The organism is Streptomyces fumanus, from assembly GCF_014655295.1.
Classification (GTDB): domain Bacteria; phylum Actinomycetota; class Actinomycetes; order Streptomycetales; family Streptomycetaceae; genus Streptomyces; species Streptomyces fumanus.
In genome coordinates this window covers 90,090-115,631 of record NZ_BNBI01000012.1, presented here as the reverse complement: position 1 = coordinate 115,631, position 25,542 = coordinate 90,090, and the positions used below count along the sequence as shown (strand labels likewise).

The following is a 25,542-nucleotide window of genomic DNA, read 5'->3' as shown; positions in this document are numbered from 1 at the left end:
CGGGATTCTGATAGGGTTTGGCCCACCCGGCGACAGCGGCTTTGAGGATGGGGGCGTTCCAGTGAGCGGAAACGGAGACAGCGCGGCGGGCGCGGGCAGCGCCCCGCACCCCGACAAGCGCCCCAACGAACTGCTCACCTCGTGGTTCGTGCGCAGCGGCTGGTCCAAGGGCGAGCTGGCCCGCCAGGTCAACCGCCGCGCCCGCCAGTTGGGCGCCAACCACATCTCCACCGACACCTCCCGGGTACGCCGCTGGCTGGACGGCGAGAACCCGCGCGAGCCGATCCCGCGCATCCTCTCCGAGCTGTTCTCCGAGCGCTTCGGCGTCGTCGTGTCGGTCGAGGACCTCGGCCTGCGCACCGGCCGCCCCGCCCCCTCCGCCACCGGCGTCGACCTGCCGTGGACGGCCCCGCAGACGGTGGCCCTGCTCAGCGAGTTCTCCCGCAGCGACCTGATGCTGGCCCGGCGCGGCTTCCTCGGGACCTCGCTGGCCCTGTCCGCCGGCCCGTCCCTGATCGAGCCCATGCAGCGCTGGCTCGTCCCGTCCCCGTCCGCCCCGGCGGCCGATGCCGAGCCGGTGCCCACCACCCGCGCGCGGGGCAAGCTGTCCAAGCCCGAGCTGGACCTGCTGGAGTCCACCACCGTGATGTTCCGCCGCTGGGACGCCCAGTGCGGCGGCGGCCTGCGCCGCAAGGCGGTCGTCGGCCAGTTGCACGAGGTCACCGACCTCCTCCAGGAACCGCAGCCCGGCCCCACCCGGGCCAAGCTGTTCCAGGTCGCCGCCGAACTCGCCGAACTGGCCGGCTGGATGTCGTACGACATAGGGCTCCAGCCCACCGCGCAGAAGTACTTCGTCCTCGCCCTGCACGCCGCCAAGGAGGCCGGTGACCGGCCGCTCGGCTCCTACGTGCTCTCCAGCATGAGCCGCCAGATGATCCACCTCGGCCGGCCCGACGACGCCCTGGAGCTGATCCACCTCGCGCAGTACGGCAGCCGGGACTGCGCGAGCCCGCGCACCCAGGCGATGCTGTATGCGATGGAGGCCCGCGCCTACGCCAACATGGGGCAGCCCGGCCGGTGCAAGCGGGCCGTGCGGATGGCCGAGGACACCTTCGCCGAGGCCGGTGACTGGGACGAGCCCGACCCCGACTGGATCCGCTTCTTCTCCGAGGCCGAGCTGTACGGGGAGAACTCCCACTCCTTCCGCGACCTGGCCTACGTGGCCGGCCGCAGCCCCGCCTACGCCTCGCTCGCCGAGCCGCTGATGAGCCGCGCCGTGGAGCTGTTCGCCGAGGACGAGGAGCACCAGCGGTCGTACGCACTGAACCTGGTCGGCATGGCCACCGTCCACCTGCTGCGGCGCGAGCCCGAGCAGAGCACCGCCCTGGTCACCGAGGCCCTCGGCATCGCCCGCAAGGTCCGCTCCGAACGCGTCAACACCCGCATCCGCAAGACCGTCGACACGGCCGTACGCGACTTCGGCGACCTCGCCGAGGTCACCGACCTCACCGAACGCCTCGCCGCCGAACTGCCCGAGACCGCCGAGGCGGTCTGACCCCACCGACCCCGGCCGCGGCCGGCCCTCCCGAACTGCCCGACTCGGCTCCCCCGCGCCAAGTCATCGGAGGGTCGCCGCGGCCGGTCCCGTTGGTTGCGGCACGATAACGATCGCGCGAGCCCGATTCCGGCGGTTCACCCACGCGTAACACGTACGGAGCCTTCGTCACGGCGGCGAAACAACCAGGGGCGCCCACCGAAACCGCGCTGCGCCAATCTCGTGGCGCATAACCGGCCCACCCCTCACAGCCCGCCCAGGCTTCGCCCGCACGGGGCCGTACCAACGACGAGGAGACGCCGATGGCACCAGCCATCACCCTTGCCGCAGAGACGCCCACGCTCTCTGCCGCCAACACAGGGTTCATGCTCATCTGTTCCGCCCTGGTGATGCTCATGACCCCCGGCCTGGCCTTCTTCTACGGAGGCATGGTCCGCGTCAAGAGCACCCTGAACATGCTGATGATGAGCTTCATCAGCCTCGGCATCGTCACCGTCCTGTGGGTGCTGTACGGGTTCTCCATGGCGTTCGGCACGGATTCCGGCTCCGTCGTCGGCTGGAACTCCGGCTGGGTGGGCCTGAGCGACATCGGCCTGACCGAGCTGTGGGACGGCTACACCATCCCGGTCTTCGTCTTCCTGGTCTTCCAGCTCATGTTCGCGGTCATCACCCCCGCCCTGATCAGCGGCGCCCTCGCGGACCGCGTCAAGTTCACCGCGTGGGCCCTGTTCATCGCCCTGTGGGCCACGATCGTGTACTTCCCGGTCGCCCACTGGGTGTGGGGCGCGGGCGGCTGGGCCTTCGAACTGGGTGTGATCGACTTCGCCGGCGGTACCGCCGTGCACATCAACGCCGGTGCCGCCGCGCTCGGCGTGATCCTCGTCATCGGCAAGCGGATCGGCTTCAAGAAGGACCCGATGCGCCCGCACAGCCTGCCGCTGGTCATGCTCGGCGCGGGCCTGCTGTGGTTCGGCTGGTTCGGCTTCAACGCGGGCTCCTGGCTCGGCAACGACGACGGCGTGGGCGCGCTGATGTTCGTCAACACCCAGGTCGCCACCGCCTCCGCCGTGCTCGGCTGGCTGGCCTACGAGAAGATCCGGCACGGCGCCTTCACCACGCTGGGCGCCGCCTCCGGCGCCGTCGCCGGCCTGGTCGCCATCACCCCCTCCGGCGGCGCGGTCTCCCCGCTCGGCGCCATCGCCATCGGCGTCATCGCCGGTGTGCTGTGCGCCATGGCCGTCGGCCTGAAGTACCGCTTCGGCTACGACGACTCCCTCGACGTGGTCGGCGTCCACCTCGTCGGCGGCATCCTCGGCTCCCTGCTCATCGGCTTCTTCGCCACCGGCAAGGGCCAGTCCGACGTCGCGGGCCTGTTCTACGGCGGCGGCCTCGACCAGTTCTGGAAGCAGTGCGCCGGCGTCTTCGGCGTCCTCGCCTACTCCCTGGTCGTCTCCGCGGTCCTCGCCTTCCTCCTCGACCGGACCATCGGCATGCGAGTCTCCGAGGACGACGAGGTGGCCGGCATCGACCAGGCCGAGCACGCCGAGACCGCGTACGACTTCAGCGGCGCCGGCGGCGGCGCGGCCCGGACCGCCGTGCCGACCCCCCTGGCCCAGGCCGAGACCAAGAAGGTGGACGCATGAAGCTCATCACCGCCGTCGTCAAGCCGCACCGGCTCGACGAGATCAAGGAAGCCCTGCAGTCCTTCGGGGTGCACGGCCTGACCGTCACCGAGGCCAGCGGCTACGGCCGCCAGCGCGGCCACACCGAGGTCTACCGGGGCGCGGAGTACACCGTCGACCTCGTCCCCAAGATCCGCATCGAGGTGCTGGTCGAGGACGACGACGCCGAACAGCTCATCGAGGTCGTCGTCAAGGCCGCCCGGACCGGCAAGATCGGTGACGGCAAGGTCTGGGCCGTACCGGTCGAGACGGCCGTCCGGGTCCGGACCGGCGAACGCGGCCCGGACGCGCTCTGACACCGCAACGAACAGGAGTCGCCGGGTGACGGGTACGGACGTGGTGAACGAAACAGAGGACTCGGGACCCAGCGGCTACGCGGCGGCCCGGCTGCGCCTCCTCACCGAGGGGGCGCGGTCCGGGCCGCCGCGCCGTAGCGCCCTCGCCGAACTGACGGACGAATGGCTGGCCGGCCTCTTCGACGCCGCCGCCGAGCACCGCGCGGGCGTGGCCCTGGTCGCGGTCGGCGGCTACGGCCGCGCCGAACTCTCCCCCCGCAGCGACCTGGACCTGCTCCTGCTGCACGACGGCGGCGACGACAAGGCGGTCGCCGCCCTCGCCGACCGCCTCTGGTACCCCGTCTGGGACCTCGGCCTCGCCCTCGACCACGCCGTCCGTACGCCCGCGGAGGCCCGGCGGACGGCGGGCGAGGACCTCAAGGTCCACCTCGGCCTGCTCGACGCCCGCCACCTCGCCGGCGACCTCGGCCTCACCTCCGCCCTGCGCACCACCGTCCTCGCCGACTGGCGCAACCAGGCCCCCAAGCGCCTGCCCGAACTCCAGGAACTCTGCGCCGAACGCGCCGAACGCCAGGGCGAACTCCAGTACCTCCTCGAACCCGACCTCAAGGAGGCCCGCGGCGGCCTGCGCGACGCCACCGCCCTGCGCGCCGTCGCCGCCTCCTGGCTCGCCGACGCCCCCCGCGAGGGCCTCGCCGAGGCCCGCCGCCGCCTCCTCGACGTCCGTGACGCCCTGCACCTCGCCACCGGCCGCGCCACCGACCGGCTCGCCCTCCAGGAACAGGACCAGGTCGCCGCCGAACTCGGCCTGCTCGACGCCGACACCCTGCTGCGCCAGGTCTACGAGGCCGCCCGCACCGTCTCCTACGCCGGCGACGTCACCTGGCGCGAGGTCGGGCGCGTCCTGCGGGCCCGGTCGGTGCGGCCCCGGCTGCGCGCCATGCTGGGCGGCGGCAGACCCGCCGCCGAGCGCTCCCCGCTCGCCGAGGGCGTCGTCGAGCAGGACGGCGAGGTGGTGCTCGCCCGCGCCGCGCGCCCCGACCGCGACCCCGTGCTCCCGCTGCGTGCCGCGGCCGCCGCCGCACAGGCCGGGCTCCCGCTCTCCCTGCACGCCGTACGGCGCCTGGCCGCCACCGCGCGCCCCCTGCCCACGCCCTGGCCCGCCGAGGCCCGGGAACAACTGGTGACCCTGCTCGGCTCCGGCCGCCCCACCGTCCAGGTCTGGGAGGCGCTGGAGGCCGAGGGCCTGGTCACCCGGCTGCTGCCGGACTGGGAGCGGGTGCGCTGCCGCCCCCAGCGCAACGCCGTGCACGTGTGGACCGTCGACCGGCACCTCATCGAGACGGCGGTCCGCGCCGCCTCGTTCACCCGCCGGGTGCACCGCCCCGACCTGCTGCTCGTCGCCGCGCTGCTGCACGACATCGGCAAGGGCTGGCCAGGCGACCACTCGGTGGCCGGCGAGATCATCGCCAAGGACGTGGCCGCCCGCATCGGCTTCGACCGCGCGGACACCGCCGTCCTGGCCACCCTCGTCCGCCACCACCTGCTGCTGATCGAGACCGCCACCCGGCGCGACCTCGACGACCCCGCCACCGTCCGCGCGGTCGCCGACGCCGTCGGCACCCAGGGCACCCTGGAACTGCTGCACGCCCTCACCGAGGCCGACGCCCTGGCCACCGGGCCCGCCGCCTGGTCCGGCTGGCGCGGCTCGCTCGTCGCCGACCTGGTCAAACGGGTCTCGGCGGTGCTCTCCGGGGACCCCCCGGCGGACCCCGAGGCCGCCGCCCCCACCGCCGAGCAGGAACGGCTCGCCGTCGAGTCCTTCCGCACCGGCGGCCCGGTGCTCGCGCTGCGCGCCCGGACCGAGACCGCGGCGGAGCCGCCGGCCGAACCGGCCGAACCGGCCGGGGGACAGGAACCCCTCGGCGTCGAACTGCTGATCGCCGTACCCGACCAGTCCGGGGTGCTCCCCGCGGTCGCCGGGGTGCTGGCCGTGCACCGGCTGACCGTCCGCACCGCCGAGCTGCGGTCGCTGCCGCTGCCGGACGGCGTCGAGGGCTCGGTCCTGCTGCTGGACTGGCGGGTCGCCGCCGAGTACGGCTCGCTGCCGCAGGCCGCCCGGCTCCGCGCCGACCTGGTCCGCGCCCTCGACGGCTCCCTGGACATCGCCGCCCGCCTCGCCGAACGCGACGCCGCCTACCCCCGGCGCCGGGGCGTGGTCGCGCCGCCGCCGCGCGTGACGGTCGCCCCGGCGGCGTCCCGCTCCGCCACGGTGATCGAGGTCCGCGCCCAGGACGCCCCCGGCCTGCTGTTCCGCATCGGCCACGCCCTGGAGCGGGCGGGCGTACGGGTCCGCAGCGCCCACGTCTCCACGCTGGGCGCCAACGCGGTCGACGCCTTCTACGTCACCGGCCCGACGGGCGCCCCCCTGCCGGGGGAGGAGGCGGCCACGGTGGCCCGGGCGCTGGAGGAGACGCTGCGGGGGTGACCCGCGCTCGCCGGACGCGTTCTCATGACGTACTCCCCGCTGCCGCGGGGGTGGTCCGGGACGGCTGTCCGAAGCCGACATGGACGCGAGGCGCTCCCCGCCTGCGCGGGGTTCCGTCCCCGTCCGCCGAGCACGGCGGGCGGGGACGATTCGCCTCCGGGGCCGGATACCCTGGAGGGCAGCCCACACGCCCCCGACCCCGAGGACCGACGCCGCCGTGTTCGATACCCTCTCCGACCGCCTCAGCGCGACTTTCAAATCACTCCGCGGGAAAGGCAGGCTCTCCGAGGCCGACATCGACGCCACGGCCCGTGAGATCCGCATCGCGCTCCTCGAGGCCGACGTGGCCCTCCCCGTCGTCCGGTCGTTCATCAAGAGCGTCAAGGAACGCTCCCTCGGCGCCGAGGTCTCCAAGGCCCTCAACCCCGCCCAGCAGGTCCTCAAGATCGTCAACGAGGAACTGGTCACCATCCTGGGCGGCGAGACCCGCCGGCTCCGCTTCGCCAAGAACCCGCCGACCGTGATCATGCTGGCCGGCCTCCAGGGCGCCGGCAAGACCACCCTCGCGGGCAAGCTCGGCCGGTGGCTCAAGGAGCAGGGCCACTCGCCGATCCTGGTCGCCGCCGACCTCCAGCGCCCCAACGCGGTCAACCAGCTCAGCGTCGTCGCCGAGCGGGCCGGCGTCGCCGTCTACGCCCCCGAGCCGGGCAACGGCGTGGGCGACCCGGTCAAGGTCGCCAAGGACTCCATCGAGTACGCGAAGTCCAAGGTCCACGACATCGTCATCGTTGACACCGCCGGCCGCCTCGGCATCGACGCCGAGCTGATGCAGCAGGCCGCGGACATCCGCGACGCCGTCTCGCCCGACGAGATCCTCTTCGTCGTCGACGCGATGATCGGCCAGGACGCCGTCAACACCGCCGAGGCGTTCCGCGACGGCGTCGGCTTCGACGGGGTCGTCCTCTCCAAGCTCGACGGCGACGCCCGCGGCGGTGCCGCGCTGTCGATCGCGTCCGTGACCGGCAAGCCGATCATGTTCGCGTCGAACGGCGAGAAGCTGGAGGACTTCGACGCCTTCCACCCGGACCGGATGGCCTCCCGCATCCTCGACATGGGTGACCTGCTCACCCTGATCGAGCAGGCGGAGAAGACGTTCAGCCAGGAAGAGGCCGAGAAGATGGCCTCCAAGCTGGCGTCCAAGAAGGGCCAGGACTTCACCCTGGACGACTTCCTGGCCCAGATGGAGCAGGTCAGGAAGATGGGCAGCATCTCCAAGCTGCTCGGCATGCTCCCCGGCATGGGCCAGATCAAGGACCAGATCAACAACCTGGACGAGCGGGACGTCGACCGCACCGCCGCGATCATCAAGTCGATGACCCCGGGCGAGCGCCAGGACCCGACGATCATCAACGGCTCGCGCCGGGCCCGGATCGCCAAGGGCTCCGGCGTCGAGGTCAGCGCGGTGAAGAACCTGGTCGAGCGGTTCTTCGAGGCCCGCAAGATGATGTCCCGGATGGCCCAGGGCGGCGGAATGCCCGGGATGCCGGGGCTGCCCGGCATGGGCGGCGGTCCGGGCCGGCAGAAGAAGCAGCAGAAGAAGGCCAAGGGCAAGCAGCGCTCCGGCAACCCGATGAAGCGCAAGCAGCAGGAGCAGGAGGAGGCCGCCCGCCGGGCCGCCGCCGCTCAGGCCGGCGGCGCCCTCGGGCTGCCGCAGCAGGGCGGCAAGGACTTCGAACTGCCGGACGAGTTCAAGAAGTTCATGGGCTGACGGTCCCCGCAGCGGACCGGCGGCCGGTACGGCACTGGGGGCGCCCTTCCTTCGGGGGGGCGCCCCCAGTGCCGTACACGCGCGGGCGGGCGCGGCTTTCCTGTCGTAACGTCCGGGTATGGCCAACCCCTCCCCGCCGCGCAAGGCGCCCGAGCCGCCCTGGCGTACCGAGGGCACGCCCGAGGAGCCGCCGGGGCCGCCGCCGGGCGGGCGCAGGCCGCGCGGCAACTGGTGGAGCCTGGTGCTGGCCGCGCTGGTCGTCTACCTCGTCGCCAACCTGGTGCTGTCCTTCTTCGACGGGGGCGACGAGCCGACCATCTCCTACACGGAGTTCAGCGAGCAGGTCGGCGAGGGCAACGTCAGCAAGATCTACGCCAAGGGCGACGCCATCCAGGGCCAGCTCAAGAAGGCCCGGGACAAGCCCGGGGGCGGTGGCACGTACACCAAGTTCCAGACCGAGCGGCCGACCTTCGCCGACGACCGGCTCTGGGAGGACCTCACCAGGAACCGCGTCACCGTCACGGCCGAACCCGTCGTCCAGCACCGTAGTTTCCTCGCCAACCTGCTGATCTCGCTGGCGCCGATGCTGCTCCTGGTCGTCCTGTGGGTGGTCGTCGCGCGGCGGATGCGCGGCGCCCTGGGCGGCGGCGCGGGCGGCATGCTCGGCCGCAAGGCACCGCCCAAGCCGGTCGAGCTGGAGCCGGGCGGCGGGCGCACCACCTTCGCGGACGTGGCCGGCATCGACGAGGTGGAGGGCGAGCTGAGCGATGTCGTCGACTTCCTGAAGAACCCCGGCGACTACCGCAGGATGGGCGCCAAGATGCCCCGCGGCGTCCTGCTGTCCGGCCCGCCCGGCACCGGCAAGACGCTGCTGGCCCGCGCGGTGGCGGGGGAGGCGGGGGTGCCGTTCTTCTCGGCGTCGGCGTCGGAGTTCATCGAGATGATCGTCGGCGTGGGCGCCTCCCGGGTGCGGGAGCTGTTCGCCGAGGCCCGGAAGGTGGCGCCGTCGATCATCTTCATCGACGAGATCGACACCATCGGGCGGGCGCGCGGCGGCGGCGCCGGCATGGGCGGCCACGACGAGCGCGAGCAGACCCTGAACCAGATCCTCACCGAGATGGACGGCTTCTCCGGCTCGGAGGGCGTGGTCGTCATCGCCGCCACCAACCGCGCCGACATCCTCGACCCGGCGCTGACCCGCCCGGGGCGGTTCGACCGGGTGGTCACCGTCTCGCCGCCGGACCGGGGCGGCCGGGAGGCCATCCTGCGCATCCACACCCGCGAGATCCCGCTCGCCGACGACGTGGACCTGGTGCGGGTCGCCCGGACCACCCCCGGCATGACCGGTGCGGAACTGGCCAACCTGGCCAACGAGGCCGCCCTGCTCGCCGTCAAGCGGCGGCAGGACCGGGTGACGGCGGCCGACCTGTCGGACGCCCTGGAGAAGGTCCAGCTCGGCGCGGAACGCCCCCTGGTGATGCCCGAGGAGGAGCGCCGGCGCACCGCCTACCACGAGAGCGGGCACGCCCTGCTGGGCATGCTCCAGCCGGGCGCCGACCCGGTCCGCAAGATCACCATCGTGCCGCGCGGGCGGGCGCTCGGGGTGACGCTGTCGACGCCGGACGCGGACAAGTACGCGTACACCGAGGAGTACCTGCGCGGGCGGATCATCGGCGCGCTCGGCGGCATGGCGGCCGAACACGTGGTCTACGGGGTGATCACCACGGGCTCGGAGAGCGACCTGGAACAGGTCACCCGGATCGCCCGGTCCATGGTCGCCCGCTGGGGGATGAGCGAGCGGGTGGGCCGCCTGTCCGCCCTGCCCGACGACGCCCAGCAGGCGTACGGGCTGGCCGCCGCCCCCCAGACGCTGGACGCCATCGACGGCGAGATGCGCCGGGTGGTCGACACCTGCTACGACGAGGCGTGCCGCAAGCTGCGCGACCACCGGGGGCGCCTGGACGCCCTGGCTCAGGCGCTGCTCGCGAACGAGACGCTGGAGGAGGCGGAGGCGTACCGCATCGCCGGGATCACCCGGCTGCGCAAGGACACCCGGGAGGACTGACCGCGGCCCGCCCGTCCGGGGGCGGAGCCGTCAGGGGGTCCGCGCGATCAGGTACCGGAAGACGTTCGGCATCCACACGGTGCCGTCGCCGCGCCGGTACGGGTGCAGCGCCTCGGTCAGTTCCTTGTCGACCTGGGAGCGGTCGGTGGCGGCGACCGCCTGGTCGAACAGTCCCGTGGACAGCAGCCCGCGCACCGCGCTGTCGGTGTCGGCGTACCCGAACGGGCAGGCCACCCGGCCCGAGCCGTCCGGCCGGAGCCCGGCCCGGTGCGCGACCTCCTCCAGGTCGTCGCGGAGGGCGGGGCGCCAACTGCCCGCGCTGCGCAGCGGGTCCGCGAGCCGGGTGGCCACCCGCAGCACGGAGGTGGTGGCGCAGCGCTCCGGCGGGCCCCAGCCGGCCAGCACCACGGGCGCCCCGCGCTCGGCGAGCGGGGCCGCCTCCGCCAGCAGTCCGCCCAGGTCCTCGGAGTCGCCCGCCAAGCAGCCGATGGGCTCCAGGGCGGTCACCAGACCGAAGGCCGGCTGTCCCGGCTGCCGAGCGTCGCCGGGCGCGCCCTCGACGATCCGGGCGTCCGCACGCGCGCGCGTGCCCCGGCCTCCGTCCGGCAGCAGGCGTTCGCGCGCCAGTGCCAGCTTCTCCGGAGCGCCGGTGTCCACGCCGGTGACCGCCGCGCCCCGGGCGGCGGCCATCAGCAGGGCCAGCCCCGAGCCGCATCCCAGACCCAGCAGCCGCGTACCGCTTCCCACGTCGAGTCGCTCGTAGACGGCCTCGTAGAGCGGTACGAGCATCCGCTCCTGGATCTCCGACCAGTCACGCGCGCGTGCCCGCCGGTCCACGCGGGGTGCCGTCCCCGTGTGGGGCGGGTGCCGGCGCACGAGCGTAGGTGTCATAGGAAAGTGCCCCAATCGCCGAGAGTTCTGCCGCTGTGCCGCTTCCGTCGCCCCCGTGGGTCGCGCTCGCACTCCCCCCTGTATGCCAGGAAACTCCGGGCGCGCCGTGGCGTCCAGTGGTGGAGGGGGCCGGTTCGTCCGATCCCGGCGGATGTGGCGAGATTTCACACGACGGCAACCTGAGCCGCACCCTCGCGCCACGCCGTCGGCGGCTGGCACGCGCGTGCGGGGTGGCCTGATCGTGTCGCCCGGTGATGACAGCGGGTCGCGGGCGGCGCCGGGGCCGGTGCCGGTCCGGGCCGTCGGCGCCGGGGCGAGGGGGAGGAGGCGGTTCCGGCCAAGGTCGGGGAGCGGGGCGGCCGGCTGACCGCGGTGGGCGTCCCCGCGCGGGACGGGGCCGCGTGACCGTCCCCATCGGGCGGCGAGCGGCCGGTTCGTCCGGCGCGGCGGTGCCCGCGGCCCCGCGGGAGGCCCGGAGGGCGGTCCCGGGCGCGCCGCCCGGCCCGCGCCCGCGGGGTGCCGTCGCGGCCCGTGCGGGCGGGCGAGCCGGCCGCCCCGGCGGACGCCGCCCCGGCGGCGCCGGGAGCGAACGGCGAGGTCGGACCGGCCGGGCCCGCGGTCGCCGTACCGGGTCCGGTCGCCGTGGGCGGGTCGGTGCCGGATCGCGGGGGCGTACCCGGTAACGTCGCCCCCGTCGCGTACGCCCACCGGGTGACGCCCCTCCGGGCGCGAGAGCGACCGAAACGCCCCTTGCGCCCGCGCCGCGCCCCCGCACACCGGCGCGTGGACACGGCCTACGCGCCGGCGCGTACCGCGGACTACGCACCACCTTGGTACGAGCTGTGAGGCTTCTCCGCAGATCAGCGCACCCGCCCTCGTCGGGACGCATCAGCGGAAACTGACGGCTACGAGCAAATTATTTGGGATGCCCCGGAATAGGAACACAGCGGCACCCCTGCTCGTTGGCGTTACGTGAGCACGACACCACCTGTTCTCGCCGCAGAGCTGGCGCAGGCGTGGGCCGACATTCAGCGGCACCACCCCGAGCTGCCGGACCTTGCCGCCCCCGAGTCCCTGATCGGAGAGTCGTCGTCCGCCTGCGGGCACGAGCTCTCCTTCGAACGACTGCTGCACGAGGCAGTCCACGGCATCGCCGCCGCGCGTGGAGTCCGCGACACCTCCCGCGCCGGCCGGTACCACAACCGCAGGTTCCTCGCGATCGCCGAGGAACTGGGCCTGGACCATCCCGACGAACCGCATCCGAGCAGCGGCTTCTCCCTGGTCACGCTCAGTGCCGAGGCCAAGCGCCGCTACCGCCCGACGATCGAGCGCCTGCAGCGCGCCCTGAAGGCGCACACCGCGGCGACCGCGACCGACTCCGCCCGCACCTTCCGCGGCCCCGCCGCCCGCCACGGCTCCTCCGGCGGCGGCGTCCGCGTGAAGGCCGTCTGCGACTGCGGCCGCAACGTACGGGTCGTCCCGTCCGTACTGGCCCAGGCCCCGATCGTGTGCGGCGGCTGCGGCAAGCCGTTCCGGATTCCGGAGGTGGTGGGCGCGGCGGCGAGCTGACCGGCGGCCGGAAGCGGCCACCGGGGTATGGCACAATGGCTAGCTGTACTCGACAGCCGCACAGGACCCCTCTCTCCTCCGGCTGACGCGTCCATCGGGCACTCGGGTACCGCAACCCCACGCGGCAATCTCGCCGTGCCCAACCACGTCAAATCCAGGAGAACCCACTCCCGTGGCAGTCAAGATCAAGCTGAAGCGTCTGGGCAAGATCCGTTCGCCTCACTACCGCATCGTCGTCGCCGACTCCCGTACCCGTCGTGACGGCCGTGCGATCGAGGAGATCGGCAAGTACCACCCGACGTACAACCCGTCGGTCATGGAGGTCGACTCCGAGCGCGTGGCCTACTGGCTGGGCGTCGGCGCGCAGCCGACCGAGCCCGTGCTCGCCATCCTCAAGAAGACCGGCGACTGGCAGAAGTTCAAGGGCGAGCCCGCCCCGGCGCCGCTGCTCCAGCCGGCCGAGAAGACGGCCCGCCCGTCCTTCGAGGCGCTCGTCGGCGACGACGAGGGCAAGGGCGAGGCCATCACCCCGAAGAAGAAGGCCGACAAGAAGGACGAGGCCGCTGCCGAGTCCGAGTCGACCGGGGCCTGAGCATGCTCGAGGAGGCTCTCGAGCACCTCGTGAAGGGCATCGTCGACAACCCTGACGATGTGCAGGTCGCCTCGCGCACCCTGCGCCGCGGACGCGTGCTCGAGGTCCGGGTCCACCCGGACGACCTCGGCAAGGTGATCGGCCGCAACGGCCGTACCGCCCGCGCGCTGCGCACCGTCGTCGGCGCCATCGGCGGCCGTGGCGTCCGCGTCGACCTGGTCGACGTGGACGACGTCCGCTGACGCTTCGCAGCACACCGGCTCGGGCCGGGGAAGGCCATCAGGGCCGTCCCCGGCCCGTAGTCGTATGACAGGAGAACGAACACAGTGGAGCTGGTAGTCGCACGCATCGGCCGCGCCCACGGCATCAAGGGCGAGGTCACCGTGGAGGTCCGCACCGACGAACCGGAGCTGCGGCTCGCCCCGGGCGCCGTCCTGGCCACGGACCCCGCCTCCGCCGGGCCGCTCACCATCGCCGCCGGCCGCGTGCACAGCGGCAGGCTGCTGCTGCGCTTCGAGGGCGTCCACGACCGCACCGGCGCCGAGGCCCTGCGCAACACCCTCCTGATCGCCGAGGTCGACCCGGACGAGCTGCCCGAGGAGGAGGACGAGTACTACGACCACCAGTTGATCGACCTCGACGTGGTCACCGCCGACGGCACCGAGGTCGGCCGGATCACCGAGATCTCCCACCTGCCCACCCAGGACCTGTTCGTGGTGGAGCGGCCCGACGGCAGCGAGGTCTACGTACCGTTCGTCGCCGAGATCGTCACCGAGATCGACCTGGAGGAGCAGCGCGCCGTCATCGACCCGCCGCCGGGACTGATCGACGACCGCGCGGAGATCGCCTCCGCCCGGGAGGACGCCTCCTGATGCGGCTCGACGTCGTCACGATCTTCCCCGAGTACCTGGAACCGCTGAACGTCTCCCTGGTCGGCAAGGCACGCGCGCGTGGACAGCTCGACGTGCACGTCCACGACCTGCGCTCCTGGACCCACGACCGGCACAACACGGTCGACGACACCCCCTACGGCGGCGGCCCCGGCATGGTCATGAAGACCGAGCCCTGGGGGGAGGCGCTGGACACCGTCCTGGCCGACGGCTACGAGACCGGCTCCCGCGCGCCCGCCCTCATCGTGCCCACGCCCAGCGGCCGGCCCTTCACCCAGGAGCTCGCCGTCCACCTCTCCGAGCGCCCCTGGCTGATCTTCACGCCCGCCCGCTACGAGGGCATCGACCGCCGGGTCGTCGACGAGTACGCGACCCGGATGGACGTCTACGAGGTCTCCATCGGCGACTACGTCCTGGCCGGCGGCGAGGCGGCCGTCCTGGTCGTCACCGAGGCCGTGGCCCGGCTGCTGCCCGGCGTCCTCGGCAACGCCGAGTCGCACCGCGACGACTCCTTCGCGCCCGGCGCCATGGCCAACCTCCTGGAGGGCCCCGTCTACACCAAGCCCCCGCACTGGCGCGGGCGCGGCATCCCCGACGTGCTGCTCAGCGGCCACCACGGGAAGATCGCCCGCTGGCGCCGCGACGAGGCCCTGCGGCGCACGACCGCCCACCGGCCCGACCTGATCGAGGGCTGCGACCCCAAGGCGTTCGACAAGAAGGACCGGGAGATGCTCTCCATCCTGGGCTGGGAACCGGACCCGGCGGGGGAGCCGTACGGCCGATTTTGGCGCAGGGCGGACGGCGTGGAAGAATAGGCCGCTGTTGTGCGCCTGTCCGGTGCGCGCCCCTGCCACAGGGGGAGACGACGCCGCCCGACCCGCACGACGCTCACCCGTGAAAACCTAGTTTCCGTTGATGACCTGTGGCATCAGCGAGGAAAGCAGACGAAATGTCTCACCTGCTCGACACCGTCGACGCCGCGTCGCTGCGGACCGACATCCCGGCCTTCCGCCCGGGCGACACCGTCAACGTGCACGTCCGCGTCATCGAGGGCAACCGCTCCCGTGTGCAGCAGTTCAAGGGCGTGGTGATCCGCCGCCAGGGTTCCGGCGTGCGCGAGACCTTCACGGTCCGCAAGGTCTCCTTCTCCGTCGGCGTCGAGCGCACCTTCCCGGTGCACACCCCGATCGTGGAGAAGATCGAGCTCGTCACCCGCGGTGACGTCCGCCGCGCCAAGCTGTACTACCTCCGTGAGCTGCGCGGCAAGGCCGCGAAGATCAAGGAGAAGCGCGAGAACTGAGTGTTCTCACGGTGTCCTCGCCGGGGCCGGATAGCATCTGGCCCCGATGGACACCGAAACACAGCCGACGGAGCGCGACCGCTCCTCCCGCCCTTCCGGACCCGAGGACCCCTCGGAGCCGGAGCGCCGGGAGGGACGGTCGCGTTCCGCGTTGGCGGACCGGCTCGCCCCGTGGGTCCCGGGCGGGCGGGTCACCCTCACCCTGCTGATCCTGCTGCTCTTCCTGCTGCTGCTCTCCACGTTCGTGCTCCAGCCCTTCCGCATCCCCAGCGGATCGATGGAACGCGGACTGCGGATCGGCGACCGCGTCCTCGTGAACAAGTTGGCGTACCGTTTCGGTGCCCGGCCCGAGCGGGGCGACGTCGTCGTGTTCGACGGCACGGGGACCTTCGGGCAGGGCGACTACATCAAGCGCGTCGTCGGTGTGGGAGGGGACCACGTGGTCTGCTGCGACCAGGAGGGGCGCGTCCAGGTGAACGGCCGGTCGGTCGATGAGTCCGCGTTCCTGTACCCGGGGGACAGCCCGTCCGCGGTGAACTTCGACGTCGTCGTGCCCGACGGAAGGCTGTTCGTCCTCGGCGACCACCGCAGCGACTCCAGCGACTCCCGCGACCACCTCGGCTCTCCCGGCGGCGGCATGGTCCCGGTGGACGACGTGGTCGGCCGCGCCGACTGGATCGTCTGGCCGTTCGGCCACGCCAGGTCGGGACTGGACCGTCCCGGCGCCTACGCGCGCGTGCCCGCCGGAACCGGCGGCACGGATGGGCCGGACGGTACCGGGGACGCCGATGGGTAGCCGCGGCAAGCCGCGCGGGGCGCCCGGCGGCCCCGCCGAGAACCTGCTGCCGACCGGCTCGCGCCGCGCGGGCGGCACCTCCGGCGGCCGCTCCCGGGCGGAGCGGCGCCGCCTGCAGCGCAAGGTCAAACGGCGCCGCCGACGCGGCGCCGTCAAGGAGATACCCCTTCTCGTCGGGGTCGCCGTCCTGATAGCGCTGGTGCTGAAGACCTTCCTGGTGCAGGCGTTCGTGATCCCGTCCGGCTCCATGGAGCAGACGATCCGGATCGGCGACCGGGTGCTCGTCGACAAGCTCACCCCGTGGTTCGGGTCCCGCCCCGCGCGCGGGGACGTCGTCGTCTTCCGCGACCCCGGCGGCTGGCTCCAGGGCGAGCGGACCGCCACCGAGGACGCCCCCGTCGTCGTCAAGCAGGTCAAGGAGGCGCTGACCTTCATCGGCCTGCTGCCCTCCGACGACGAGCAGGACCTCATCAAACGCGTCGTCGGCGTGGGCGGCGACCGGGTCAGGTGCTGCGACGCCCAGGGCCGGGTCACCGTCAACGGCGTCCCCCTCCAGGAGGACTACCTCTTCCCCGGCAACGCCCCCTCCACCACGCGCTTCGACGTCACCGTCCCCCAGGGCCGGCTGTGGGTGATGGGCGACCACCGGGCCAACTCCGCGGACTCCCGCGCCCACCAGGAGACCGACTTCGGTACGGTTTCCGAGGACGAGGTGGTCGGCCGCGCCAGGATGATCGTCTGGCCGCTCGGCCACTGGAGCACCCTGGAGGAGCCGAAGACGTACGCGTCCGTCTCCGACGCGGCCTCCGCGCCCACCGCGGCGGCGGGTCCGTCGCATAGGGTTGCCCCCGACGAATCGAACGAGTTGATCCAGCTCCCGACCCCTGCGGAACTCCCGCTCGTTATGGGAGTGGTGGGCCTGCGTCGGACACGGGGCAGGCAGCGGTACGGAGTAAGGAGTTGGCGTGGGGGATGTGGCGGTTGGCGCACGGTCCGGACACGGTGGCGAGGAGGACCGCGGACGCCCCGTGGAAGCGGCCCCCCCGGCCACGGACGGCGTTCCGGTCACCGGGAATGACTCCCCGGCGGCCGGCGACGGCGCGGTGACGGACGGGCGCGGCGACGGGCGCGACCACGGGCGCGACAGGATCGGCGGACAGGGTCCGGGCGGTACGGCGGACGGCGGCGGGACGCCGGGGTCCGGCGGCCCCTCCGGTCCCGGCGGCTCCGGCGGGGCGCCCGGACCCGGTGGGACGGCCGGTCCGGAGGACACCCCGCCGCCCAGGCCGGCCAAGAAGCAGCGCTCCTTCTGGAAGGAGCTGCCGCTGCTGATCGGCATCGCGCTGGTGCTCGCCCTGCTCATCAAGACGTTCCTGGTGCAGGCGTTCTCCATCCCCTCCGCGTCGATGCAGAACACCCTCACCGAGGGCGACCGGGTCCTGGTCGACAAGCTCACCCCCTGGTTCGGCTCCGAGCCCGACCGCGGCGAGGTCGTCGTCTTCCACGACCCCGACGACTGGCTGGCGGGCGAGCCCACCACCGACCCCAACGCCCTGCAGACCTTCCTGGGCTGGATCGGCCTGATGCCGTCCTCCGAGGAGAAGGACCTGATCAAGCGGGTCATCGGCGTCGGCGGCGACACCGTCGAGTGTGAGGGCACCGGCCCGCTCAAGGTCAACGGCAAGGCGCTGGAGGAGTCGTCGTACGTCTACCCCGGCAACACGCCGTGCAGCGACGACGACCAGGGCGGCCGGTTCAAGGTCAAGGTCCCCGAGGGTTACATCTGGGTCATGGGCGACCACCGGCAGAACAGCCGCGACTCCCGCTACAACCAGGGCGACAAGAACCACGGCATGGTCCCGGTGGACGAGGTCATCGGCCGCGCCATCGTGGTCGCCTGGCCCCTCAACCACTGGGACACCCTGCCGGTCCCGGACACCTTCGACCAGACGGGCCTGGACGCCCGGTCCTCGGCGGCCGCTGCCCTGTCGGCCGCGCCCGAGGGCCTCGCCCTGGCGGGCGCCGTGCCCGTGGTGCTGTGGCGCCGCAGGCGGGCCGCGGCGCAGCGGGCGCGCTGAGGCGGGTCCGTTCCCGCACGGGCGCGCCCGGCCCGGCCGGGCCGGCGGCGCGGCGCGTGGAGGCGCCTGGCCGGACCGGGCGCGCGGGCGCGCCACGGCAGGCCGTCGGTGCGCCGGGAGCCCGGCCCCGGCCGCTGCCGGTGAACCCCGGCGGGGGCTGACCGTGCCGGGTACCGCCCGGTAGGGTGCGGACCCATGGGTGGCGAGAGTACGACGCGTACGGCTCCGGGCACGGCCCGTACGGGCCCGGCCGCGGCGACCGGCCGGGCCGGGCAGCGGCTGTCCGGGCTGGCGGTCGCGCTGGGCATGGTGCTGTTCCTCGGCGGCTTCGTCTGGGCGGCGGTGGTGTACCGGCCGTACACCGTGCCGACCGACTCGATGACGCCGACGATCGGCACGGGCGACCGCGTGCTGGCCCAGCGCGTCGACGGCACCGACGTGCGCCGCGGCGACGTGGTCGTCTTCCGGGACAGCACCTGGGCCGACGCCCCGATGGTCAAGCGCGTGGTCGCGGTCGGCGGCGACACCGTCTCCTGCTGCGAGCACGGGAAACTCCAGGTCGACGGCAAGGAGATCGACGAGCCCTACCTCCCGGCGGGCACGTCGGCGCAGAGCGCCGGCTTCCCGACCGTGACCGTCCCGGAGGGGCGCCTGTTCCTGCTCGGTGACGAACGCCGGACCTCGCTGGACTCCACCGCCCACCTCACGGACGCCGCCGGCGGCAGTGTGGCGCGCTCCGCGGTGGAGGCCCGGGTGGACGCCGTGGTCTGGCCGATGGACGGCATGCTGCAGCGGCCCACCGGCTTCACCGAGCTGGGCCCCCTGTCCTCGCCGGGCCCGCTGCGCGCGATCACCTGGACGGTGATCGCCGGAGTGGTGCTGATCCTGGGCGGCGCCGCCTACGGCCCCCTGGCCAAGCGGGCTGCCTCCCGCGCCCGGACGGGGTCCGCCGGTGCCCGCTGACGCCACGGAGGCCGAGCGCGACACCTACGAGGGCGGGCTGCGCAAGGTCGCCCGGGTGGTGCTGCTCGACCCCGACGACCGCATTCTGCTGCTGCACGGCCACGAACCCGACGACCCGGCGGACGACTGGTGGTTCACGCCCGGCGGCGGCGTGGAGGGCGACGAGACCCGCGAGGAGGCCGCCCTCAGGGAACTCGCCGAGGAGACCGGCATCACCGAGGTCGACCTGGGGCCGGTGCTGTGGCGGCGCCGCTGCTCCTTCCCGTTCGCCGGCCGCCGCTGGGACCAGGACGAGTGGTACTACCTGGCCCGGACCACCCAGACCGCGACGGCCGCGACCGCGCTGACCGAGCTGGAGCGGCGCAGCGTGGCGGGAGCACGCTGGTGGACGTGCCGGGAACTGGCCCGGGCCCATGAGACGGTGTACCCGACCAGGCTCGCCGAGCTGCTGCGCAAGCTGCTCGACGAGGGCCCCCCGGCCGGCCCGGTGACCCTTGACACGGAAATCGTCTAGCGGCTCACGGGACTGGCGCACAATGGTGGGATCGCACGGCTGAAGGGGAACATGCCATGAGCGCCGAGGACCTCGAGAAGTACGAGACCGAGATGGAGCTGAAGCTCTACCGGGAGTACCGCGATGTCGTCGGTCTGTTCAAATACGTGATCGAGACCGAGCGGCGTTTCTATCTCACCAACGACTACGAGATGCAGGTGCACTCGGTCCAAGGCGAGGTGTTCTTCGAGGTCACCATGGCGGACGCGTGGGTGTGGGACATGTACCGGCCGGCCCGGTTCGTCAAGCAGGTGCGGGTGCTCACGTTCAAGGACGTGAACATCGAGGAGCTGAACAAGAGCGATCTGGAACTTCCCGGGAGCTGACGGGAAGACCCGGCTGATCCGTGTGGGTGACGGAGTTTTCCACAACCGGTGAGTAACTCACCAAGATCCACACGATCGACCGGTCCGCGTGATCGTCGGTGCCGGAGGTGGTGCCGACATGAACGCACGAAGCGCGATGGGCACGTACGGCGAGACGCTCGCCGCCCGCAGGCTGACCGAGTCCGGAATGACCCTCCTGGAGCGCAACTGGCGCTGCGGAAGGTCCGGCGAGATCGACATCGTCGCCCGCGACGGTGACGTCCTGGTCGTCTGCGAGGTCAAGACCCGCAGGACCGGCCGGTTCGAACACCCGATGGCCGCGGTCACCTCGGCGAAGGCCGAACGGCTGCGCGACCTCGCCCAGCGCTGGATCCAGAGCCACGGCGGCGCCCCGCCGGGCGGGGTCCGCATCGACCTGGTGGGCATCCTGCTGCCCCGGCGCGGCGCGCCCGTCGTCGAGCACGCGCGGGGGGTGGCCTGATGTCGTTCGCGCGTACCTGCTCGGTGACGCTGGTCGGCGTCGAGGGCGTGGTCGTCGAGGTCCAGGCCGACCTGGAACCGGGCGTGGCGGCCTTCACGCTGGTGGGACTGCCCGACAAGAGCCTGATCGAGAGCCGGGACCGGGTCAGGGCCGCGGTCGTCAACTCCGGCACCCCGTGGCCGCAGAAGAAGCTGACGGTGGGGCTGAGCCCCGCCTCCGTGCCGAAAAGCGGCAGCGGTTTTGATCTTGCTGTGGCCGCCGCCGTCCTGGGCGCCGCCGAGCGGATCGACCCCCGGGTGCTCGCCGACATCGTGATGATCGGCGAACTGGGCCTGGACGGCCGGGTGCGTCCGGTACGGGGCATCCTGCCGGCGGTCCTCGCCGCGGCGGACGCCGGTTACGAGCAGGTCGTGGTGCCCGAGTGCGCCGCCGGCGAGGCCACCCTGGTGCCCGGCATCTCCGTCCTGGGCGTGCGCAGCCTGCGCCAGTTGATCGCCGTCCTCGCCGACGAACCCGTCCCCGACGAGGAACCCGACCAGCAGGGCCGCCCCGACCCGCTGCTGGCCGGCCTGCGCCTCCCCGGCACCGGCGCGGCCACCGGCACCCACGGCACCGGCCCCGACCACGCCCCCGACCTCGCCGACGTGGTGGGGCAGACCTCCGCGCGCACGGCCGTCGAGGTCGCCGCCGCCGGCGGGCACCACCTGTTCCTGGAGGGACCGCCCGGGGCCGGCAAGACGATGCTGGCCGAGCGGCTGCCCGCCGTACTGCCCCGGCTGACCCGCCAGGAGTCCCTGGAGGTCACCGCGGTGCACTCGGTGGCCGGCCTGCTGCCCCCCGGCAAACCCCTGATCGACACGGCCCCCTACTGCGCGCCGCACCACTCGGCGACCATGCAGTCCCTGGTGGGCGGCGGCCAGGGCATCGCCCGGCCCGGAGCCGTGTCGCTTTCCCACCGAGGCGTCCTCTTTTTGGATGAAGCGCCGGAATTCGGCACGCAGGCCCTCGACGCCCTGCGCCAGCCGCTGGAGAGCGGCCACGTCGTCATCGCGCGCAGCGCCGGCGTCGTGCGCTTCCCGGCCCGGTTCCTCATGGTGCTCGCCGCCAACCCCTGCCCCTGCGGGCGCTTCTCCCAGCGGGACGCGCTGTGCGAGTGCCCGCCCTCGGCGATCCGCCGCTACCAGGCCAGGCTCTCCGGTCCGCTGCTGGACCGGGTCGACCTCCGGGTCGAGGTGGACCGCGTCACCCGCGCCGAACTGGCCGCGTGCGGCACCCCCGGCGAGTCCAGCGCCACCGTCGCCGACCGGGTCCGGGCGGCCCGGGAGCGCACCGCCGCCCGGCTCGCCGGCACCCCCTGGCGGACCAACGGCGAAGTGCCCGGGCGGGAGCTGCGCAACCGCTGGCATCCGGTGCCCGGCGCGCTCGACGAGGCCGAGCGGGGCCTGGAGCGCGGCGCCCTGACCGCACGCGGCCTGGACCGGGTGCTGCGCGTCGCCTGGACCGTCGCCGACCTCGCGGGGCACGACCGGCCCGGCGCCGGTGACGTGGCCCTCGCCCTCCAGTTGCGCACCGGGGTGCCGCGCGGTGTGCCGATGACCGTCGGGGCGGCGCCATGAGCGCGGACGGCGAGGACCGCGCAGGGCTGCTGGACCGGGTCTTCCTCACCCGGGTCGTCGAGCCCGGCGACGAGCGGGCCGGGCGGTGGGTGCGGGAGTACGGGGCCGCCGAGGTGGCCCGGCGGCTCCGGACGGGCGGGCCGCCCCTGCCCGGCGCGAGCGAGCGGCGGTGGGCGGGGCTGCGGGCCCGCGCCGGGGAGGCCGAGCCGGACCGGGACCTGGCGGTGGCCCGGGCGGCCGGGGTGCGGTTCGTGACCCCGGGGGAGGCGGAGTGGCCGGGACAGTTGGACGACCTCGGGGACGCCCGGCCGCTGGGCCTGTGGGTGCGCGGCCGGCCCAGCCTGCGGATGTGGGCGCTCCGGTCGGTCGCCGTGGTCGGCGCCCGCGCCTGCACCGAGTACGGCGCCCACATGGCCGCCGCCCTCGCCGCGGGCCTCGCCGAACGCGGCTGGGTGGTGGTCTCCGGCGGCGCCTACGGGGTCGACGGCGCCGCCCACCGGGGCGCCCTCGGCGCACGCGGCGCCACCGCCGCCGTGCTGGCCAGCGGCATCGACCGCCCCTATCCGCGCGGCCACACCGAGCTGATCCGCCGGATCACCGAACAGGGCCTGGTGCTCGGCGAGCTGCCGCCCGGCGAGCACCCCACCCCGAGCAGATTCGTCCTGCGCAACCGGGTGATCGCCGCGCTCACCCGGGGCACGGTGGTCGTCGAGGCCGCCCACCGCAGCGGCTCCCTCGTCACCGCCCGGGCGGCACAGCGCCTGGGCCGCCACACCATGGGAGTCCCCGGGCCGGCCACCAGCGCGCTCTCCGCCGGCGTCCACGAACTGCTGCGTGGCGGCGCCGTACTGGTCACCGACGCCGCCGAGGTCGTCGAGCTGGTCGGGGACATGGGCGAGCTGGCCCCGGCCCGGCGCGGCCCCGTGCTCCCCACCGATCTGCTGGAGCCCCGCGCCCGGGAGGTGCTCGCCGCACTGCCCGGCGACGGGCCCGCGTCGGCGGCCGGGATCGCGCGCCGCGCCCAGACCACGGAGGACGACGCGGTCGCGCGGCTGTACGAGCTTCGAGCACTCGGTTACGTCGAACGACACGACGACGGCTGGAGGTTGACACACCAGACGGCGATCTCGGGTCGCACCGGTCGCCACCCCCGCTGACCGAGCGTGTTCGGCCGTCCGGGGGAACCCCGACGCCCTTGGGATTCACCGCAGTTGAGGTATTCGAGTGATCACGCTGAGCGATCGGGGACGGCTCGGCGGAGCGTCGAGAGGAACGTATCTGCGCATCCTCGGCGTCCGTTGTTCGCTCACTGCCACAGTCCAGTCACGCTACGCTCACGAGGACCCCCACGCAGAACAGGCGCAGAACAGGCAGCGACAGACACCTGATCCGACGGCTCCCAGCAGCACCGGCAAACCGGCAATCGGCAGAACGGCACAAGGCGACGAATGCCCCAGCACACCTCCGGGCCCGACCGGGCGGCCATCCCCCCAGCCGCCCGCGACGGTGCCAGCGTCCGGCCGCCCGCTCCCACGACACTCGACGAGCTGTGGCGGTCGTACAAGACGACGGGGGACGAGCGGCTGCGTGAGCAGCTCATCCTGCATTACTCGCCCCTGGTGAAGTACGTGGCCGGCCGGGTGAGCGTGGGCCTGCCGCCCAATGTCGAGCAGGCGGACTTCGTCTCCTCCGGGGTGTTCGGGCTGATCGACGCGATCGAGAAGTTCGACATCGACCGGGAGATCAAGTTCGAGACGTACGCGATCACCCGGATCCGGGGCGCGATGATCGACGAACTGCGGGCGCTGGACTGGATCCCCCGGTCCGTGCGGCAGAAGGCCCGCAACGTCGAACGGGCCTACGCGACCCTGGAGGCCCAGCTCAGACGGACCCCGACGGAGGCCGAGGTGGCCGCCGAGATGGGCATCGCGGTCGACGAGCTGCACGCGGTGTTCAGCCAGTTGTCGCTGGCCAACGTGGTGGCGCTGGAAGAGCTGCTGCACGTAGGCGGCGAGGGCGGGGACCGGCTCAGCCTGATCGACACCCTGGAGGACACCGCCGCCGACAACCCGGTGGAGGTGGCCGAGGACCGGGAACTGCGCCGGTTCCTGGCGCGGGCGATCAACACGCTCCCCGAGCGGGAGAAGACCGTCGTCACCCTCTACTACTACGAGGGACTCACCCTCGCCGAGATCGGCAATGTGCTGGGCGTCACGGAGAGCCGGGTCAGCCAGATCCACACCAAGTCGGTCCTGCAACTCCGCGCCAAGCTGGCCGGATTCGGCCGCTGAGCCGGCCCGGCCGGACCCGCCGCCGGGCGGCCGACTCCCGTCCCGGGAGAGGCGTCCGTACAGTGGTCGACGTGCCAAGGATTCGAGCGGCCTCCGTGGCCGAGCACCGGTCGATGCAGCGTGCCGCCCTGCTGGACGCGGCACGCTCCCTGCTGTCCGAGGGCGGGACGGAGGCGCTGACCTTCCCCGCGCTGGCCGAGCGGACGGGACTCGCGCGGTCCTCCGTGTACGAGTACTTCCGGTCCCGGGGCGCGGTCGTCGAGGAGCTGTGCGCGGTCGACTTCCCCGTCTGGGCGGCGGAGGTCGAGGCGGCGATGGCCGCGGCGGACCGGCCGGAGGCCAAGGTCGAGGCGTATGTCCGTAAGCAACTCGAACTGGTCGGCGACCGGCGCCACCGCGCGGTCGTCGCCATCTCCGCGAGCGAGCTGGACGCCGGCGCCCGGGAGAAGATCCGCGCGGCGCACGGCGGGCTCGTCGCCATGATCGTCGAGGCGCTCGCGGAGCTGGGCCACGCCGAGCCCCGGCTCGCGGCGATGCTGCTCCAGGGCGTCGTCGACGCGGCCGTGCGCCGCACCGAGCTGGGCGCCGCCGAGCCACCGGAGACGATCATCGAGGCGGCGGTGTCGATGGCGCTCCGGGGAGTCCGGGGCGACTGACTGGCCCCCCGGCCCCCTCCCCTCCTCCACCCCCTCGCGCCCGCCTCCCCCCCCCCCACGTCGTCACGGTCACCGCAGCGGCAGCGGCAGCGGCAGCGGCACCCCCAGAACCGGCAGCAGCCTCGACGGGCCCCTCGTCAGGAGCCACGGCGGGAGCAAGGTCAGGGGGTCGAGGTAGGCACCGGCCCGCCGCAGGCCCCAGTGCAGGCAGCCGGCCGGGCAGTGGGAGGCGGTGGCCTCCACCGTGCCGACGGTCTCGCCCGCCGTGACCTGGGTGCCCGTCCGCACCGAGGCCCGTACCGGCTCGTACGTCGTCCGCAGGGGCGGCTCGCCCGTCCCGGCCAGCTCCACCGAGACCACGCCTTTCCCGGCCACGCGCCCGGCGAAGGAGACCCGCCCCGCCGCCACCGCGCGGACCGGGGCCCCGGGACGGGCCGCGAGGTCCACGCCGCGGTGGCCCGGACCGTACGGGCTGGCCGGGGGTGCCCAGCCGCGCACCACCACCGGACGCGCGCCGGTCGGCCAGAGCCGCGCCACCGCGGGCACCGGTGCGCCCGGTCCGTCGCCGGCGGCCGGCACCATCACCGGCGGCGCCCCCGGGAGGGCCGTCAGAGTCAGTAGCAGGACGGCCCGGACGCCCGTCCGCGGCCATCGCCTTCGTCGTGCTCGCATGGGAGAACCGTCCC

The 25,542-nt window shown here is 73.5% G+C and carries 25 protein-coding genes; 23 read left to right on the top strand and 2 right to left on the bottom strand.

Going from position 1 to position 25,542, the window contains the following annotated elements; genetic code table 11:
* Positions 1-61 precede the first annotated feature (61 nt).
* The 6 genes from nsdA (at position 62) to ftsH (ending at position 9,854) form a co-directional block, all read left to right on the top strand.
* A complete protein-coding gene (nsdA, locus tag IE316_RS26075) occupies positions 62-1,555 on the top strand; it encodes a transcriptional repressor NsdA (RefSeq protein WP_190206924.1) in 1,494 nt (497 codons plus the stop codon).
* 302 nt (positions 1,556-1,857) lie between these two features.
* Positions 1,858-3,198: an ammonium transporter gene (locus IE316_RS26070; protein ID WP_190206923.1), complete on the top strand. Its 1,341-nt coding sequence runs from the start codon at positions 1,858-1,860 to the stop codon at positions 3,196-3,198.
* Complete coding sequence (locus tag IE316_RS26065) at positions 3,195-3,533, top strand: P-II family nitrogen regulator (RefSeq protein WP_190206922.1); 339 nt, start codon at positions 3,195-3,197, stop codon at positions 3,531-3,533. Before IE316_RS26070 ends, IE316_RS26065 begins: the two co-directional genes overlap by 4 nt.
* A 25-nt stretch (positions 3,534-3,558) precedes the next feature.
* Complete coding sequence (locus IE316_RS26060; protein ID WP_190206921.1) at positions 3,559-6,021, top strand: [protein-PII] uridylyltransferase; 2,463 nt, start codon at positions 3,559-3,561, stop codon at positions 6,019-6,021.
* 217 nt (positions 6,022-6,238) lie between these two features.
* Positions 6,239-7,789, top strand: a complete 1,551-nt coding sequence (gene ffh / locus IE316_RS26055) for a signal recognition particle protein (protein WP_190206920.1) — start codon at positions 6,239-6,241, stop codon at positions 7,787-7,789.
* A gap of 118 nt (positions 7,790-7,907) precedes the next feature.
* Positions 7,908-9,854, top strand: a complete 1,947-nt coding sequence (gene ftsH / locus IE316_RS26050) for an ATP-dependent zinc metalloprotease FtsH (RefSeq protein WP_190206919.1) — start codon at positions 7,908-7,910, stop codon at positions 9,852-9,854.
* A gap of 30 nt (positions 9,855-9,884) precedes the next feature.
* Here the strand turns inward: ftsH and IE316_RS26045 are convergent, their stop codons facing one another.
* Complete coding sequence (locus tag IE316_RS26045; RefSeq protein ID WP_190206918.1) at positions 9,885-10,745, bottom strand: class I SAM-dependent methyltransferase; 861 nt, start codon at positions 10,743-10,745, stop codon at positions 9,885-9,887.
* Between the two features lie 972 nt (positions 10,746-11,717).
* Here IE316_RS26045 and IE316_RS26040 point away from each other — a divergent pair.
* The 17 genes from IE316_RS26040 (at position 11,718) to IE316_RS25960 (ending at position 24,856) form a co-directional block, all read left to right on the top strand.
* On the top strand, positions 11,718-12,314 hold the full coding sequence (locus IE316_RS26040; RefSeq protein WP_190206917.1) for a hypothetical protein: 597 nt from the start codon (positions 11,718-11,720) through the stop codon (positions 12,312-12,314).
* A gap of 172 nt (positions 12,315-12,486) precedes the next feature.
* Positions 12,487-12,906 (top strand): 30S ribosomal protein S16, encoded by a 420-nt coding sequence (gene rpsP, locus IE316_RS26035; protein ID WP_190206916.1) that lies wholly within the window; start codon positions 12,487-12,489, stop codon positions 12,904-12,906.
* Positions 12,907-12,908: 2 nt separating this feature from the next.
* Positions 12,909-13,148 (top strand): RNA-binding protein, encoded by a 240-nt coding sequence (locus IE316_RS26030; RefSeq protein WP_190206915.1) that lies wholly within the window; start codon positions 12,909-12,911, stop codon positions 13,146-13,148.
* 84 nt (positions 13,149-13,232) lie between these two features.
* Positions 13,233-13,778, top strand: coding sequence for a ribosome maturation factor RimM (rimM, locus tag IE316_RS26025; RefSeq protein WP_190206914.1), 546 nt, complete (start codon positions 13,233-13,235; stop codon positions 13,776-13,778).
* The gene (gene trmD, locus IE316_RS26020) at positions 13,778-14,611 is read left to right on the top strand and encodes a tRNA (guanosine(37)-N1)-methyltransferase TrmD (protein ID WP_190206913.1); all 834 of its coding nucleotides are present in this window, start codon (positions 13,778-13,780) and stop codon (positions 14,609-14,611) included. Before rimM ends, trmD begins: the two co-directional genes overlap by 1 nt.
* Before the next feature lie 134 nt (positions 14,612-14,745).
* Entirely contained in the window at positions 14,746-15,096 is a 351-nt protein-coding gene (gene rplS / locus IE316_RS26015) for a 50S ribosomal protein L19 (RefSeq protein ID WP_190206912.1), read from the top strand.
* 46 nt (positions 15,097-15,142) lie between these two features.
* Entirely contained in the window at positions 15,143-15,892 is a 750-nt protein-coding gene (lepB, locus tag IE316_RS26010) for a signal peptidase I (RefSeq protein ID WP_190206911.1), read from the top strand.
* Positions 15,885-16,970, top strand: coding sequence for a signal peptidase I (lepB, locus tag IE316_RS26005; RefSeq protein ID WP_190206910.1), 1,086 nt, complete (start codon positions 15,885-15,887; stop codon positions 16,968-16,970). The genes lepB (IE316_RS26010) and lepB (IE316_RS26005) overlap by 8 nt, the downstream gene beginning before the upstream one ends.
* The gene (gene lepB / locus IE316_RS26000) at positions 16,858-17,970 is read left to right on the top strand and encodes a signal peptidase I (protein ID WP_190206909.1); all 1,113 of its coding nucleotides are present in this window, start codon (positions 16,858-16,860) and stop codon (positions 17,968-17,970) included. Before lepB (IE316_RS26005) ends, lepB (IE316_RS26000) begins: the two co-directional genes overlap by 113 nt.
* A 195-nt stretch (positions 17,971-18,165) precedes the next feature.
* Positions 18,166-18,933 (top strand): signal peptidase I, encoded by a 768-nt coding sequence (lepB, locus tag IE316_RS25995; RefSeq protein ID WP_190206908.1) that lies wholly within the window; start codon positions 18,166-18,168, stop codon positions 18,931-18,933.
* The gene (locus IE316_RS25990) at positions 18,923-19,447 is read left to right on the top strand and encodes an NUDIX hydrolase (protein WP_190206907.1); all 525 of its coding nucleotides are present in this window, start codon (positions 18,923-18,925) and stop codon (positions 19,445-19,447) included. Before lepB (IE316_RS25995) ends, IE316_RS25990 begins: the two co-directional genes overlap by 11 nt.
* A 56-nt stretch (positions 19,448-19,503) precedes the next feature.
* Positions 19,504-19,812: a DUF2469 domain-containing protein gene (locus IE316_RS25985; protein ID WP_006139554.1), complete on the top strand. Its 309-nt coding sequence runs from the start codon at positions 19,504-19,506 to the stop codon at positions 19,810-19,812.
* A gap of 118 nt (positions 19,813-19,930) precedes the next feature.
* Entirely contained in the window at positions 19,931-20,293 is a 363-nt protein-coding gene (locus IE316_RS25980; protein ID WP_190206906.1) for a YraN family protein, read from the top strand.
* Positions 20,293-21,909, top strand: a complete 1,617-nt coding sequence (locus tag IE316_RS25975; RefSeq protein WP_190206905.1) for a YifB family Mg chelatase-like AAA ATPase — start codon at positions 20,293-20,295, stop codon at positions 21,907-21,909. Before IE316_RS25980 ends, IE316_RS25975 begins: the two co-directional genes overlap by 1 nt.
* Positions 21,906-23,066 (top strand): DNA-processing protein DprA, encoded by a 1,161-nt coding sequence (dprA, locus tag IE316_RS25970; protein WP_190206904.1) that lies wholly within the window; start codon positions 21,906-21,908, stop codon positions 23,064-23,066. Before IE316_RS25975 ends, dprA begins: the two co-directional genes overlap by 4 nt.
* 291 nt (positions 23,067-23,357) lie before the next feature.
* Positions 23,358-24,200 carry an RNA polymerase sigma factor WhiG gene (gene whiG, locus IE316_RS25965; protein ID WP_190206903.1) on the top strand — a complete coding sequence of 281 codons (843 nt, stop codon included), beginning with the start codon at positions 23,358-23,360 and terminating at the stop codon, positions 24,198-24,200.
* 95 nt (positions 24,201-24,295) lie between these two features.
* Positions 24,296-24,856, top strand: a complete 561-nt coding sequence (locus IE316_RS25960) for a TetR/AcrR family transcriptional regulator (RefSeq protein ID WP_190207049.1) — start codon at positions 24,296-24,298, stop codon at positions 24,854-24,856.
* Between the two features lie 69 nt (positions 24,857-24,925).
* Here IE316_RS25960 and IE316_RS25955 read toward each other — a convergent pair whose 3' ends face one another.
* On the bottom strand, positions 24,926-25,528 hold the full coding sequence (locus tag IE316_RS25955; RefSeq protein ID WP_190206902.1) for a murein hydrolase activator EnvC family protein: 603 nt from the start codon (positions 25,526-25,528) through the stop codon (positions 24,926-24,928).
* Positions 25,529-25,542 lie beyond the last annotated feature (14 nt).